At 45.1% G+C, this 13712-nt stretch carries 14 protein-coding genes and 1 tRNA gene; 10 read left to right on the top strand and 5 right to left on the bottom strand.

Translation table 11 applies throughout. From position 1 onward, the window contains the following. Positions 1 to 2 precede the first annotated feature (2 nt). Positions 3 to 1268, top strand: a complete 1266-nt coding sequence (locus BACFIN_RS18895) for a glycosyltransferase family 4 protein (RefSeq protein ID WP_007747696.1) — start codon at positions 3 to 5, stop codon at positions 1266 to 1268. Beyond that, positions 1261 to 2010 (top strand): glycosyltransferase family 2 protein, encoded by a 750-nt coding sequence (locus BACFIN_RS18900; protein ID WP_007747694.1) that lies wholly within the window; start codon positions 1261 to 1263, stop codon positions 2008 to 2010. Before BACFIN_RS18895 ends, BACFIN_RS18900 begins: the two co-directional genes overlap by 8 nt. Here BACFIN_RS18900 and BACFIN_RS18905 read toward each other — a convergent pair. Beyond that, the gene (locus BACFIN_RS18905; protein WP_007747691.1) at positions 1997 to 4390 is read right to left on the bottom strand and encodes a glycosyl hydrolase 115 family protein; all 2394 of its coding nucleotides are present in this window, start codon (positions 4388 to 4390) and stop codon (positions 1997 to 1999) included. The two genes, BACFIN_RS18900 and BACFIN_RS18905, sit on opposite strands and share 14 nt — an antisense overlap. Positions 4391 to 4484: 94 nt before the next feature. Beyond that, positions 4485 to 5183, bottom strand: coding sequence for an SIR2 family NAD-dependent protein deacylase (locus tag BACFIN_RS18910; RefSeq protein WP_032839072.1), 699 nt, complete (start codon positions 5181 to 5183; stop codon positions 4485 to 4487). Between the two features lie 228 nt (positions 5184 to 5411). On the opposite strand from BACFIN_RS18910, the gene BACFIN_RS18915 reads away from it, so the two are divergent. From BACFIN_RS18915 to BACFIN_RS18950, 8 genes are all read left to right on the top strand, one after another. Next, complete coding sequence (locus BACFIN_RS18915) at positions 5412 to 5996, top strand: FKBP-type peptidyl-prolyl cis-trans isomerase (RefSeq protein WP_032839070.1); 585 nt, start codon at positions 5412 to 5414, stop codon at positions 5994 to 5996. A gap of 20 nt (positions 5997 to 6016) precedes the next feature. Next, on the top strand, positions 6017 to 6895 hold the full coding sequence (locus BACFIN_RS18920; RefSeq protein WP_007747681.1) for an FKBP-type peptidyl-prolyl cis-trans isomerase: 879 nt from the start codon (positions 6017 to 6019) through the stop codon (positions 6893 to 6895). 160 nt (positions 6896 to 7055) lie between these two features. Continuing rightward, complete coding sequence (locus BACFIN_RS18925; protein ID WP_007747677.1) at positions 7056 to 7520, top strand: Lrp/AsnC family transcriptional regulator; 465 nt, start codon at positions 7056 to 7058, stop codon at positions 7518 to 7520. Between the two features lie 6 nt (positions 7521 to 7526). After that, on the top strand, positions 7527 to 7838 hold the full coding sequence (locus BACFIN_RS18930) for a DUF4491 family protein (protein WP_007747674.1): 312 nt from the start codon (positions 7527 to 7529) through the stop codon (positions 7836 to 7838). Positions 7839 to 7929: 91 nt separating this feature from the next. Continuing rightward, positions 7930 to 8003 (top strand) — tRNA-Ile (locus BACFIN_RS18935). A gap of 345 nt (positions 8004 to 8348) precedes the next feature. Further along, the gene (locus BACFIN_RS18940) at positions 8349 to 8975 is read left to right on the top strand and encodes a hypothetical protein (RefSeq protein WP_007747671.1); all 627 of its coding nucleotides are present in this window, start codon (positions 8349 to 8351) and stop codon (positions 8973 to 8975) included. 2 nt (positions 8976 to 8977) lie between these two features. After that, the gene (locus BACFIN_RS18945) at positions 8978 to 10015 is read left to right on the top strand and encodes an HNH endonuclease signature motif containing protein (RefSeq protein ID WP_007747668.1); all 1038 of its coding nucleotides are present in this window, start codon (positions 8978 to 8980) and stop codon (positions 10013 to 10015) included. 65 nt (positions 10016 to 10080) lie between these two features. Then, positions 10081 to 10650, top strand: coding sequence for a hypothetical protein (locus tag BACFIN_RS18950; RefSeq protein WP_007747666.1), 570 nt, complete (start codon positions 10081 to 10083; stop codon positions 10648 to 10650). An 8-nt stretch (positions 10651 to 10658) separates the two neighbouring features. Here BACFIN_RS18950 and BACFIN_RS18955 read toward each other — a convergent pair whose 3' ends face one another. The 3 genes from BACFIN_RS18955 to BACFIN_RS18965 form a co-directional block, all read right to left on the bottom strand. Then, a complete protein-coding gene (locus BACFIN_RS18955) occupies positions 10659 to 12188 on the bottom strand; it encodes a DUF2968 domain-containing protein (protein ID WP_007747663.1) in 1530 nt (509 codons plus the stop codon). 269 nt (positions 12189 to 12457) lie between these two features. Further along, entirely contained in the window at positions 12458 to 13234 is a 777-nt protein-coding gene (locus BACFIN_RS18960; RefSeq protein ID WP_007747659.1) for a hypothetical protein, read from the bottom strand. A 34-nt stretch (positions 13235 to 13268) separates the two neighbouring features. Further along, complete coding sequence (locus BACFIN_RS18965) at positions 13269 to 13616, bottom strand: hypothetical protein (RefSeq protein ID WP_007747656.1); 348 nt, start codon at positions 13614 to 13616, stop codon at positions 13269 to 13271. Positions 13617 to 13712 lie beyond the last annotated feature (96 nt).

Below are 13712 nucleotides of genomic sequence, written 5' to 3'. Positions count from 1 at the left end.
AAATGAGAATACTGATTATTAATACTTCTGAGAAGATGGGCGGTCCGGCCGTTGCGGCAAGCCGTCTGATGGAATCGCTGAAAAACAACGGTATCAAAGCTAAAATGTTGGTACGTGACAAACAGACCGACCAGATTAGTGTTGTCGGGTTGAACAGAAGCTGGTTGCAAGTATGGAAATTCATGTGGGAACGTCTTGTCATCTGGAGTGCCAACCGTTTTCACCGGAATCATATGTTTGATGTAGATATAGCGAATACCGGCACGGACATTACGTCACTTCCGGAGTTCCGTCAGGCGGATGTCATCCACCTTCACTGGGTCAATCAGGGAATGCTCTCATTGAAAGATATCCGAAAGATATTGTCATCCGGCAAGCCTGTAGTATGGACAATGCATGATATGTGGCCTTGTACCGGTATCTGCCACTATGCACGGGAATGTACCAAATACCAGAAGGAATGCCATCACTGCCCCTATATATATAAGGAAGGAGGCCGGAAGGATCTGTCATATCGCACTTTCCGCAACAAACAAGAACTTTATGCTCATGCCCCGATTCATTTCGTCACTTGCAGTCATTGGCTGAAAGAACAAGCACAAAGTAGTGCATTGCTTGCAGGAAAAGAGATTGTCAATATTCCGAACGCCATTAACACGAATCTCTTCAAACCACAAAAGAAGGAGGAGGCACGTACGAAATGTATGTTGCCGCAAAACAAAAAACTAATTCTGTTCGGTTCGGTAAAGATTACCGATAAGCGGAAAGGAGTCGAATATTTAATTGAGTCCTGCAAAATGCTGGCAGAAAAGCATCCGGAATGGAAAGATTCATTGGAGGTAGTTGCATTCGGCAACCAATCCCAACAGTTACAGGCTCTGCTTCCCTTTCGTGTACACTCACTTCCTTACATCAAGAATGAGCATGAATTAGTGAATATATACAACTCAGTAGATATTTTCGCCATCCCGTCGCTGGAAGAGAATCTGCCCAACATGATTATGGAAGCGATGGCATGCGGAGTGCCGTGCGTAGGGTTCAATGTAGGCGGCATTCCCGAAATGATAGACCATCTGCACAATGGCTACGTGGCACAATACAAGTCTTCGGAAGATTTTGCCAACGGCATTCATTGGATATTGACAGAACCGGAATACAGCGAACTCTCAGAACAAGCCCGCCGCAAGGTATTGGGCAACTATTCGGAGAGTATCGTTGCCAAAAGATATACGGATATCTATAACAAAATAACAGGAAAATATGCATAGCGTCCATCCCACCCCGAAATTCTCAATCATCACGGTAACATACAACGCTGAGAAGGTATTGGAGGACACCATTCTAAGTGTCATCTCACAAACCTATCATCACGTCGAATATATTATCGTAGACGGGGGATCTGAAGATAAGACCTTATCCATCATCGAACGGTACCGTTCGCGGATACACACTGTCGTCAGCGAGCCGGACAAAGGATTATATGACGCCATGAATAAAGGAATCTCTCTTGCCACCGGTGATTACCTTTGCTTTCTGAACGCAGGCGACTGCTTCCACGAAGATAATACATTACAGCAAATGGTACATACCATCATCGGCAACGAACTTCCCGATGTGCTTTATGGAGAAACCGCCATCGTAGACAAGAACGGTCATTTCCTACGTATGCGCAGGCTATCCGCTCCGGAAACTTTAACGTGGAAAAGCTTTAAACAAGGGATGTTGGTCTGCCATCAGGCATTCTTCCCCCGCCACACGTTGGTAGAGCCGTATGATTTGCAGTACCGCTTCTCCGCTGACTTCGACTGGTGCATCCGCATCATGAAGAAAGCGCATACCCTTCACAACACTCACCTGACAATCATTGACTATTTGGACGAGGGCATGACCACCCGGAACCGGAAAGCATCCCTCAAAGAGAGATTCCGCATTATGGCAGAGCATTATGGATGGATCAGTACCACGATACATCATGTATGGTTCGTGATCCGTGCAGTTACTCACCAATAGGCGAAGGCATATAAAGCATTACCTGGTCTAATATCACTCCTTCGTCCAATGCCTTGATTACCAATTTGTGGGACTTCTTTCCAGATATCGGAAGTCGAACTGTTCGAATGGCTTGATTGCGCAGCACGTTCTCTTTCCATTCTTCACTCCGTCCTTTCGTTTCATAAGAGATCACTTCAGGCTCTGCATCGTCTAACGATATTGAGAAACGTAGTTGATCTCCTCCCACAGGATGATTAGGCAATAAGCGGATGTCAACCTCTACCGAGTCTGTTTTCCTGTTGTCAAAAGAGAACATCAGTGCATCTCCCTTGTCAATGCCTGTCGCTTTGCTTTCATATCCCAGACCCTCACAAATAGCAGAAGTTCCTTTCCGTGCATTCAATGTATTCTTACCATTCGGGATATTTTTCCCATCCAATCCGTTCCATTTATAGATAGCTACACGCTCTTTCATCATCGGAGAAGTAGCCGTTTTTCTTTCCACGCGATTGAATACGTGGAGTTTTCGGGGTTGGAAATCCATCATGCGGTTCCACTTTCCATCTTCCAGTGAGTTATACTGTTTTGTCAATACTACAATGCTGTCATAGGCAAGATCACTTTTCTCCCAGTCCGCTTTTCCGTGGCGGGCTAATTGGGCATATAGCAATTTCCGGTTCATCTGTGTAGCAGCTTGCACCGGGTATTTCACCAATTCAAAATAGGCACTTTGTCTGCCGGATGGGATTTTCGAAGCTGCCCGTTCCACTGCCTCCGACAATTTATCATAAGCCTGCAAACGTCCGTTGATTTCTTTTTCACTCCATGGAAGATCTTTGACAACACGATAAACAGGATCTTTCTCCTCTTCCCTCGTATTTCCCATAAATTCAGGTTTACGAATATGGGCCAGACGATAGTGTTCCTGCATCACAGGTAATACCGCCTTTGCGCACAAAGCTCCCAATTCCCGTTCCAGCCAGTGTTTCAGATGAGAGGTCACTCCTTCCGAGGCCACAGCTTCTATATTCCAGGCCATATCCATAAACAACTCTATCTGATACTCGGCAGGCTTGATATCTCCGACATTCAGTATCCACATCTTCTGTATGTCTCGATCGTAAGCCAACTTCATTTGTTGGAAAATCAGATACGGGCTCATCGTACTCAACCAGAGATGGTCGTGCGGACGTCCCCAATAAGAAACATGATAATAGACTCCATTCCCTCCTTTACGTGCGCATTCTTTGGCCGTAGGAAAATGGCGGATATAGCCATAGTTATCGTCACACCACATCAATGTTACATCATCGGGCACCTGTAATCCGGCATGATAAATGTCGAGTACCTCTTTATAAGGGATAAAAACCTGCGGGACTTTAGTTACATCCTTATCAACATATTTTTCAATCAACCCGCGTTGATCTGCAAACACACGATCTATTACGGCCTTCTGTTCTTCCACCGTCTTCGCTCCCTGCATCTTGCCATCGTGTACACCACGCATACCCAACGTATAGAGTATTTCCTGATCTGCCACCTCTTTTACACGGTCTTCCCAGAATTTGTAAACAGCCGGAGCATTATTCACATAATCATAAGCCCCTTCCCCTCTTCGTTTCCACTCGCCGGCAGCGCTGCAAGCCATCGGTTCGCAATGGGAAGCACCGATGAAGATTCCATATTTCTTGGCAGCTTCCCGATTGCCTTTGGTCAGGAAGAAAGGAAGTGTACATTCGTGCATTGCAGGCCAATAGGTGTTGGCACGCAGACGAAGTAAGAGTTCAAAAATACGCTCGTTGGTACGCGGGCCTATCTCACCTTTCACTTTTGAAGGTTCATAGGTCCGACTGCTCCATGGCATCAAGCCCCAGTCTTCATCATTAATAAATATACCCCGATATTCCACCGAAGGAGCCTGAAGACTTTGGAATTTAGAAGATAGCTTAAAAAGTTTCTTCTTTTCCGGAGTTACGTCCGCCCACCATTCCCAGGGAGAGACACCTAACAAACGGGATATTTCGAGTATTCCATAAGCCGTACCATGTTTGTCACTGCCGACTACGATCAATTTACCCTCCGGAGAAACAGATAATAGAAAAGCCTGCTTCTTGCCTTTTAGCGCAGAAACATCTATGCCGGTCCGGCTGATAAGCTCACTCTGCCCCACCGTTCCTATCACAATTTCACCTGTTTTCTCATTCGCTTGGGTAGTCGACGACAATACTGTCTGAATATCACGCCCCAGCATTTCCAATGCGGTTCGTACAACCAGTTCTTCAGAAGGGCTACAAGCGATGACAACTGTTTGACCGGAAGTCAAAACAAAATCCTTACTACAAATCGGTAAAGCAACTATCAAAAAGATGAAAAAAGGAAACAGAAGTTTATGTCTCATAGGTTCTATTATTTATAGAAGACAAAATTACAGGTTTGCAGAAAATGTACTATAGAATAGTGTACAATTTCATAGAATTCTATCCGGCCTATTCTCAAACTCCCAATAACTGTTTCAATTCAGCCACTCCTTCAGAAGCCCCCTTCTGAATCACATGTATCGAACGGGAAGTATGCGTATCTACCGGTTTCGGATCAATCAGATACACCTCTGCTCCTCCCGGTACATAATGAAGCAACCCCGCTGCAGGATATACATTAAGCGACGTACCGATAATAACGAAAATATCCGCCTTCTCCACATATTGGATGGCTGTCTCAATTTCCGGCACAGCTTCTCCAAACCATACGATAAAAGGTCGCAATTGAGTGCCGTCGTCGGCCTTGTCTCCCATCTTCACTTCATATTCTTCCGGTTTCAGCTCTTTTATGTAATGAGGATTATGAGGATCTCTACTGGAACACACTTTCGTCAGTTCGCCATGCAGATGAACGATACGGCTGCTCCCGGCACGTTCATGCAAGTTATCGATATTCTGTGTCACCACCGTTACATGAAAGTTTTTCTCCAGTTCCGCCAACAATTCATGTCCACGGTTCGGCTTTACCTCCAACAACTGTTTCCGGCGCTCATTATAGAAATTAATCACTAAAGCCGGGTCACGCTGATAACCTTCAGGAGTAGCCACCTGCTCCACAGGATATTTATCCCACAAACCGCCTGCATCGCGAAATGTACTAATCCCACTCTCGGCACTCATACCCGCACCCGTCAAAACTACCAGATTCTTCATTACTATTCCTCCTTCTTTTTTAATAGCCACACAAATGTAATCAGAATCATCGAATAAAAGAACTAATTCTTTTGTAAAAAAACGGCTAACTTTCACAGATATAAGAATTTTTAAATACCAAATGCTAAATCATTCAAATAAAACACGTACTTTTGCGATTCATAAATTTGCAATTGATTGAAGGCTAAAACTATGAAATACGCTTCAATCGCCAACAAAAAACATTATATGGATAAATTCAGTTACTCTATTGGTCTCGGAATCGGCCAAAACTTATCAAGTATGGGAATCGCCAACCTTTCGGTAGACGACTTCGCACAAGCTATCAAAGATGTATTGGAAGGCAACCAGACGGCTATCAGCCATCAGGAAGCCCGCGAAATAGTAAACAAGTATTTCGAAGAACTGGAAGCTAAAATGGGCGCCGCCGCTATCGAACAGGGGAAAGCATTCCTTGAGGAAAACAAAAAAAGAGCAGGTGTAGTAACTCTGCCCAGCGGATTGCAATACGAAATAATAAAAGAAGGTACAGGCAAAAAGCCTCAGGCTACCGATCAGGTAAAATGCCATTACGAAGGTACTTTGATTGACGGAACACTGTTCGACAGTTCTGTTCAGCGTGGTGAGCCCACAGTATTCGGCGTGAGCCAGGTAATCCCGGGATGGGTTGAAGCACTTCAACTGATGCCGGAAGGTTCTAAATGGAAACTGTATATTCCGTCTGAACTGGGTTATGGCGCAAGAGGTGCCGGAGAAATGATTCCTCCCCACAGCACACTCGTATTTGAAGTAGAATTACTCGAAGTATTATAAATAAAAAAATTCAAAGCAAAATGAAAAAAGTTAGTATTTTTATGGCAATCGCCGCTGCTGCAAGCCTTGCTTCTTGCACAGCTCAGTCTCCTAAAGCAAATCTGTCAACAGAACTCGACTCCCTGTCTTATTCTATCGGTATGGCTCAGACTCAAGGTTTGAAAGGCTACCTGACAGGCCGCTTGGATGTTGATACTGCTTACATGGCAGATTTCATCAAAGGTTTGAACGAAGGTGCAAACAAAACCAGCAAGAAAGATATCGCTTACATGGCAGGTTTGCAAATCGGTCAACAGATCAGCAACCAAATGATGAAAGGTATCAACCAGGAGTTATTTGCCGGCGACTCTACTAAAACAATCAGCAAAGCTAACTTCATGGCAGGTTTCATCGCAGGTACTTTGGAAAAAGGCGGCATGATGACTATGGAAGAAGCTCAGACTTATACCCGTACAGCTATGGAAACCATCAAAGCAAAAGCTTTGGCTGAAAAATACGCTGACTACAAAGCTGAAAACGAAAAGTTCCTTGCCGACAATAAGACTAAAGAAGGTGTGAAAACAACTCCGAGCGGTCTGCAATACAAAGTGATCACTGAAGGTAAAGGTGAAATCCCTGCTGACACTTGCAAAGTGAAAGTTAACTACAAAGGTACTTTAATTGACGGAACAGAATTTGACAGCTCTTACAAACGTAAAGAACCGGCTACTTTCCGTGCTAACCAAGTAATCAAAGGTTGGACAGAAGCATTGACTATGATGCCTGTCGGTTCTAAATGGGAACTTTACATCCCTCAGGAACTGGCATACGGTGCTAGAGAATCAGGCGGCCAAATCAAACCGTTCTCTACTTTGATTTTCGAAGTTGAGCTGGTGGGCATTGAAAAAGATAAGAAATAAGAAAGTTTCTTTCTAAATAGAAAAAGGAAAGAGGTGCAAAGCGTTTGCATCTCTTTTTTTTGCTTTTGCCTATTTTTTCTCTCAAAAAAGAAGAATAATTAAAATAAATCTCTATATTTGCTTACTATTTGATAACAACTGGAAATTATAATTTATTATTATGGAAAGAATAGACAATCTCGACAGGCAGATACTAGAAATTATTTCCCAGAATGCCCGTATCCCTTTCAAAGACGTAGCAGCCGAATGTGGAGTGTCACGTGCAGCCATCCATCAGCGTGTGCAAAGACTGATTGACTTAGGTGTCATTGTAGGCTCGGGCTACCACGTTAATCCCAAATCTTTGGGCTACAGAACATGTACATACGTCGGTATCAAATTAGAAAAAGGCTCTATGTACAAAGCTGTTGTGGCAGAACTTCAGAAGATTCCCGAAATTGTGGAATGTCATTTCACTACAGGACCATACACTATGCTGACCAAATTGTACGCATGTGACAACGAGCATCTGATGGATTTGCTGAATAACAAAATGCAAGAGATACCAGGTGTAGTAGCCACCGAGACATTGATTTCTCTAGAACAGAGCATCAAGAAAGAAATCCCCATTCGCATAGAAAAATAACAAGCGATGGAGTTTCTGAATGAATATCACCTTGCAGGGCTATTTATCGGAATTTGTACCTTTTTGATTATCGGCCTTTTTCACCCCGTTGTGGTAAAGGCCGAATATTATTGGGGCACTAAATGTTGGTGGATATTCCTGATACTCGGTATAGGCGGTGTCATAGCGTCATTGAGCATTGACAATGTAATTCTGTCCTCCCTGCTAGGCGTATTCGCTTTCTCTTCCTTCTGGACCATTAAAGAGGTCTTTGAACAGGAAGAACGGGTACGGAAAGGCTGGTTTCCCAAGAATCCGAAACGCAAATACAAGTTTTGAAGGCAAAGAATAGCAGATTTTTATCAAAAGAATTTGCATAATTCGACAGAAAGCACTACTTTTGTGACCGCATCCAGTAAATGGATACACCGGACTTGTAGCTCAGTTGGTTAGAGCAACAGACTCATAATCTGGAGGTCCCAGGTTCAAGCCCTGGCTGGTCCACACTAAGAATCAAGCACTTACAAATATTTGTAAGTGCTTGATTCTTATATACAGTGACCTTCAGGTGACCTTTTTGAGGCGAAACTCTGTAATAATGGCCTTTTGCAATTCCATGAAATTACAGAGAGTTTTTATAGATTTTTAAATAGAAAGAGTGGCTAAATCTGGCCTTTAAATAAATCATTGCGATTATTCGTGTAAGGGATAAGATGAGACCGCAATAACTTGTCGGGGAATTATTGAGTATTCTTGAAATTAATACATTATGCACAATAACATGATACACCTATTTTTTCTTTGCGTATATTTTGTTCTGTAACTTTGTATCCATAAATATTATGCAATATGGAAAGCGAAAAATTAACCATTGGCAAACTCATCGAAAAGGAGGTGAGGAAACAGCAAATTCCAATCACAGAGTTTGCACGATTGATTTGCTGCCAAAGGAACAATGTGTATGACATATTCAAGCGCAGCAAAATTGACATCGTACAGCTTAAACAAATATCAAAGGTTTTAAGGCAGAACTTTTTCAAAGAGCTTGCCGATGACCTTGAATTGATAAATGAAGAAGAAATGAGTGGGGCTGATGTAAAAAAGCAAAAGGCAGTATCACAATTCTTTGAGGTCGTACCGAATATATTGCGAGAATTGGGAAAACCGTCTACAATTATCTTCTGTAAATTGGACGATTCTGGCTATGAAGATTGTGCTACACCAGATTTTGGATTGCCCGACTATTTCATAACTTTCACCATCGGAGACACTCTCCAAGAGCGAATCGGCAACAACCTTGCGCTTCCTATTGGAGTAGTCCACGACAGCACGAATAACTGTGAAGTCGAAGTCTGCACTAATGTCGTCTATGGGTCAGTCTGTGTAAATGTAAAGCTGGATTACAAGACACAAGACGAATGGAGAAAAGTTTTGCTGTTAGCTTTTGAAACCTATGACAGATTTGGACGGAGGTAATAATGAGAAATTTATTGGATGATTATAAGGAGGTTAAGGATTGCATCTACAAAGGTGAAACCTACTCTGTCCGTGACAATGGGGCGGTATTGCGCCATTCTCGCATAGGTAAAAGAGTGAGGAAAGAAGATGATATTTGGACATTCGGAAAAGCTAATGAACAAACTGGATATATGATTATTGGCGGCGAAAGAGTACATCGCATTGTTGCCTATGCTTTCTTAGGGGAGCCACCTACACCCCAACATGTTGTTGACCATATAGACACCAATAGACGAAACAATCGCCCTCAAAATCTAAGGTGGTTAACAAAGTTGGAAAATGTTTTGCTAAATCCTATTACAAGAAAGAGAATAGAGTTTCTATGTGGGAGTATTGAAGCATTCATAAACGACCCTTCAATCATACAGGAATTTGCCAATGACAACCCAAACTTTGCATGGATGCGGACTGTTTCCGCCGAGGAAGCAAAGGCTTCATATGAACGCTTGAAATTATGGGCGGAAACACCATCTGCCCCAACAAACACAAGCAATGGTACTATGGGCGAGTGGATTTATGCACCGACCAAACGCCACGAACACATTGAGCCATTTTCTAAATACAGTTCTGTACCCAGTAGCCAATCAGAATTCTCTGCCGTAGAATACAAGCAAGACATTCTGACTGAATCGCTATCACCGACTGCGATGCAAAAGTATTGGCGTACACCGACAGAATTTCCGCTATGCCCAATTCGTTGGGATGAAGAACCATTGGAAACATATTCCAAGATGCTTAAAAAAGGGGCTATCGTTACCAAGAATGAATATTCCACTCATTATATTGACGATTTCGCCTTGAAAGGGGACTCCCTTTTAATCAGAACCCATGCAGATGATGGCATCAAGAAATTCTCTTTGATTACTGTGTCATTTGAAGGTGATAAATATATTCACGAGGGACAAACATTCTTTGAGGAACAGGGCGCACGAAAGGCTTTTACATTAGCCCAAGGTTTAGAATGGGATGGTGAAGATGGAATTGACGATTATTGCTAAAATAATTTGCTATATGGCTAAAAATGAGTAAATTTGTAACTATAACAAATCAACCATCATAAATTATGAAAAAGATTCTAGCCTCTTTAGCCGTATTCTTAGCTGTCATTAACATCATGGCACAAGAACACCTTTCATTCAAAGGGATTCCTATTGAAGGAAGCATGACCGAGTTTTGTCAAAAACTAAAAACCAAAGGATTTACTTCTATCGGGCAGGAAAACAATATCTCTTTGTTTACAGGGGATTTTACTGGCAGTGAAGCGACTGTAGGTGTAACTGCTACAGACGATGGGAAAAATGTTTTTGCTGTAGTTGTGTTGTTTGAACCGAGCGGAGAATGGAACACTCTCGTTAACACCTATGACTACTATAAAGATTTGTATACTCGCAAATATGGTAAGCCGTCTATCTCAAAAGAAAAAAATCCAGCCCTTTCTGATTCCAATACTGCTTTAATGGCAGAAGTCCATCAAGGAACAGTTGTATATGGTAGTGCATGGGAAGTGACAGGTGGAGATATACAACTTTCAATTGAAAAATCCTCTGGGGTTTACGAAGGTATGGTGCTGATTCGCTATCGTGATTCTCAAAATGTAGAAGCCAAAATTCAAAGCGATTTGGATGATATTTAGATCCAATATCATCTTTGTAATCTTTGTTGTATACTCTCTATTTTCCAATCATACTTACCTTCTGCCACATCGCCAACCTCTTTGAGTGTATGGCGATGTTTTATTTCGTCAAACGGCTGTCGGCTCTCCGCATAATCACAGAGCCATGCGCCGACCGCATTCTGCTGTTCGGTCGTTTCCCCGTACTCCTGCATCACGCTCTTGATGTCGGCGGCTTCGGAGGGTGCAAAGATGGACTTGTGCTGTTCCGTACCGAAATGGATAATCGCATCAATGGCTCGCCGGAAAACCTCACTTGCCTTGTAGAGCATATCCGCAAACAGGCTTAGGACATGCCTGCTCGCTTTCAGCGTACTCTGCAACAGGCGGATGGTCTTGTCTTTCTCTGCCGTGGCTTGGTTTACCGCTTGGCTGATGCGCTGTCGCTCGTTGTCTTTCTGCTCCTGAAGCTGCCGTACCGCCTTGTCCCTATCAATGGCAAGTGAACGGCTCTGCACCAAAGCCCTGTCACGTTCCGTTTCGGCTTTCTGCTTTTCTGCGACCAATGCCTTTGTCCGTTCCTCCACCTTGTCCTTTACGGCTTCGGCAAAGGCTTTCTTCATGCGCTCGTTCTCGGCTTTCAGCTTGGCATTTTCCTTTTCGACCGCTGCGGATTTACCGACCCCCACAAGACTGCCGACACTGTCCAGTATGCTGTCCACTTTCGCCTTGCGCTCGTCCTTGAGTTGCTTCTCCTTTTCGGCAATCTCGCTGTCGAGGGAAAGGCTGTATTGTTCTTTCGCCTTGCTCTCGCCCTCCACAAACATAAGTTCCGCTTCGGCTTTCTCCTTGGCGGCGATGGCGGCTTGCCTTGCGGCTTTCGCCTGTTCCGCTTCCTGTTTCTGCTTGGCGATGATGAAGTCCGTGCGCTCCAGATGTTCCTTTCCCGTCACCTCCTTTGAGGTGCCCCTTTCCATTTCCAGACACTCAGCCAAAACGGTCTGCATCTCGCTCATGGCTTTCTCGTCCAGTTTGCAGGATTTGCCCGTGTCGTGGTTCATCCAGTCCCATACGATGTGGGCGTGGAGGTTGGGCTTCCATGTGGCATTGTCGCCGGGTGTTCCGTAATGTCCCTCGTCACGGTGGATGAACACTTGCAGGGCTGTGATTCCCCAACTCTGCTTACACACCTCGCAGAAGTGCCGCAGTTGCTCCATCGTGGTGTCGTCCTTGATGACGACCACGCCCTCCTTGAGCGGAGTGCTGCCACGGACTATGGTCACCTTACCAGTCTTCTTGTTCACCCTTTCCCGGTCTTTGGTCTGCATCGCCCGTCCTGTCTTTTCCTTGACCATAGCGGCTATCTGATTGTAGCGGTCGGTGAGCGTGGCTTCACCGAAATCAGGTGATACCCATGCCTCGTTTCCTGCCATGATGTCGGTACGGATGTAGAACTTCTCCTTGCGGATATTGGTGATGTATTCCGCTGTCCGCCTGTTGTGCGCTTCGCTGCTGCCGATGTTGCACGGCTTGATGTTGATGGATGTCTTCTGTGCCATAGGCTTTCTGTATTTTGAGTTTCACTTCGGGTTATTAGGGCAGAGCCTTAATCGGTGGGGGCAGGGAGAGGGTCACTTCCTGCTCCGGGTTCTTAGGGGTGGAAGCCACTAAGCGGAGTTTCCAAAGAGGGGGTCACTCTTTGGTCGGGTTGCACAGGGCTGAAAGTCCTTGCCGGGTTCTTAGGGCAGAGCCATAAGCCCCTCGGGAGAGCCCACAACTTCGGAGCGCAGCGGAGAAGTTATAGTGGGCTATATCTGGGCAAGCCCAGTCAGTCACGCCACGCCAACGGAGTACCGCTGAAATCCTGCGCTGTGCGCCCGTCATCCACCCTGTCTGTGTCGGTATCATCCGCTCCGCCAATCGTGCCGTTCTGCGCCTCTTTCGGGCTTTCTACGGGGTCATCCCCATGCTGTCCGTTGCCGTTGTCTGCGATATGAGGATTGTCGGCTTTGTCCTTCGCATCCGCTCTGTCATCCGAACTGTCAAAAACCACAGAGGAACAAAGGGAAGAAGAAAGGGCGACTGCTACGTCTGCCATGCTGTCCGCTTCCTGTCTTGGGCATTGGCAACCGTCCGGCACGGTACACGGCTTGTTTTCCGACGGCGTATCATTAGAATATGGTGTCCGCACTCCGTCTGTCTGCCCTTTGGAAACTGCCGCTGGCTTGACATAATGGGGATTGGTCAACAGGACACCATCCACATACCATCCCGTCAGGAAATGCAGGGTGTGTACGGAAGTACGGTTGTTGGTTCGGGTGGTCAGCATACCGAGCCTGTTGAAACTGTCGATGAGCTTTCCGATGGTCTTTCGGTTGCAGCCCATGTATTCCGCCAGTTCCACATCGGAAGCTGCCGCCTGTCCCACCTCCAAGGCAATCTCAACGCCCTTGATATGGAGGACGGCCTTTGTCCGCACGGCGGCGGTCATCAGCCTGTGCAGGCACTTCTGCCTGTCGATGGCGGCTTTGCCGTCCAAAAGGAAATCCCACTGCCCGGCGGAAAGGATGGTGCAGTAATGTATGGTCTGTTCGTTCTTGCACATAGTCTATGATGTTTATAGGTGTTACACCGGTCAGCTACCTGCCCATGCCATACCCGTGTTCCGGCATGTGGTATTCCCTGTCCGCTGCGATATGGTTCAGCACATCCTGCAAACGGTCAAGCTGTTCATGGTCAAGCACCCGGATGGCATTGATGGTTATCTTCTGCGTGGCAATCCTGCGGTGGGCGATGTTGTTCTCGTTCATCGTGCCGTCACCGTCCGCATGGACGGAACGGAGGTAGGCATTGACCGCTTCCGTCTGTTCCTTTGAGGGATACGGTGCTGCCCATTTGTCTTGAATGTAGTCTGTCATTTTGTCGACCGCATTTGCCAACAGCGGATTGTGCTGTGCGATAATTGGTATCAAATCTTCTTTCTTCATGTGACTGTTATTTTAGAAGTCTTGTGATTGTTTATTTCTCGTTGATTTTGTTGACTTTGTTGAGAGAGTACCGACAAAAGGGAAAATAAAAATCGC

The sequence above is a fragment of the Bacteroides finegoldii DSM 17565 genome, assembly GCF_000156195.1.
Lineage (GTDB): Bacteria > Bacteroidota > Bacteroidia > Bacteroidales > Bacteroidaceae > Bacteroides > Bacteroides finegoldii.
This window is presented reverse-complemented; position numbering and strand designations above follow the sequence as displayed.

Excerpts from the sequence above, each read along its gene's own strand:
- BACFIN_RS18895 (WP_007747696.1), top strand. The coding sequence starts at position 3 with ATGAGAATACTGATTATTAATACTTCTGAGAAGATGGGCGGTCCGGCC.
- BACFIN_RS18900 (WP_007747694.1), top strand. The coding sequence starts at position 1,261 with ATGCATAGCGTCCATCCCACCCCGAAATTCTCAATCATCACGGTAACA.
- BACFIN_RS18905 (WP_007747691.1), bottom strand. The coding sequence starts at position 4,390 with ATGAGACATAAACTTCTGTTTCCTTTTTTCATCTTTTTGATAGTTGCT.
- BACFIN_RS18910 (WP_032839072.1), bottom strand. The coding sequence starts at position 5,183 with ATGAAGAATCTGGTAGTTTTGACGGGTGCGGGTATGAGTGCCGAGAGT.
- BACFIN_RS18915 (WP_032839070.1), top strand. The coding sequence starts at position 5,412 with ATGGATAAATTCAGTTACTCTATTGGTCTCGGAATCGGCCAAAACTTA.
- BACFIN_RS18920 (WP_007747681.1), top strand. The coding sequence starts at position 6,017 with ATGAAAAAAGTTAGTATTTTTATGGCAATCGCCGCTGCTGCAAGCCTT.
- BACFIN_RS18925 (WP_007747677.1), top strand. The coding sequence starts at position 7,056 with ATGGAAAGAATAGACAATCTCGACAGGCAGATACTAGAAATTATTTCC.
- BACFIN_RS18930 (WP_007747674.1), top strand. The coding sequence starts at position 7,527 with ATGGAGTTTCTGAATGAATATCACCTTGCAGGGCTATTTATCGGAATT.
- BACFIN_RS18940 (WP_007747671.1), top strand. The coding sequence starts at position 8,349 with ATGGAAAGCGAAAAATTAACCATTGGCAAACTCATCGAAAAGGAGGTG.
- BACFIN_RS18945 (WP_007747668.1), top strand. The coding sequence starts at position 8,978 with ATGAGAAATTTATTGGATGATTATAAGGAGGTTAAGGATTGCATCTAC.
- BACFIN_RS18950 (WP_007747666.1), top strand. The coding sequence starts at position 10,081 with ATGAAAAAGATTCTAGCCTCTTTAGCCGTATTCTTAGCTGTCATTAAC.
- BACFIN_RS18955 (WP_007747663.1), bottom strand. The coding sequence starts at position 12,188 with ATGGCACAGAAGACATCCATCAACATCAAGCCGTGCAACATCGGCAGC.
- BACFIN_RS18960 (WP_007747659.1), bottom strand. The coding sequence starts at position 13,234 with ATGTGCAAGAACGAACAGACCATACATTACTGCACCATCCTTTCCGCC.
- BACFIN_RS18965 (WP_007747656.1), bottom strand. The coding sequence starts at position 13,616 with ATGAAGAAAGAAGATTTGATACCAATTATCGCACAGCACAATCCGCTG.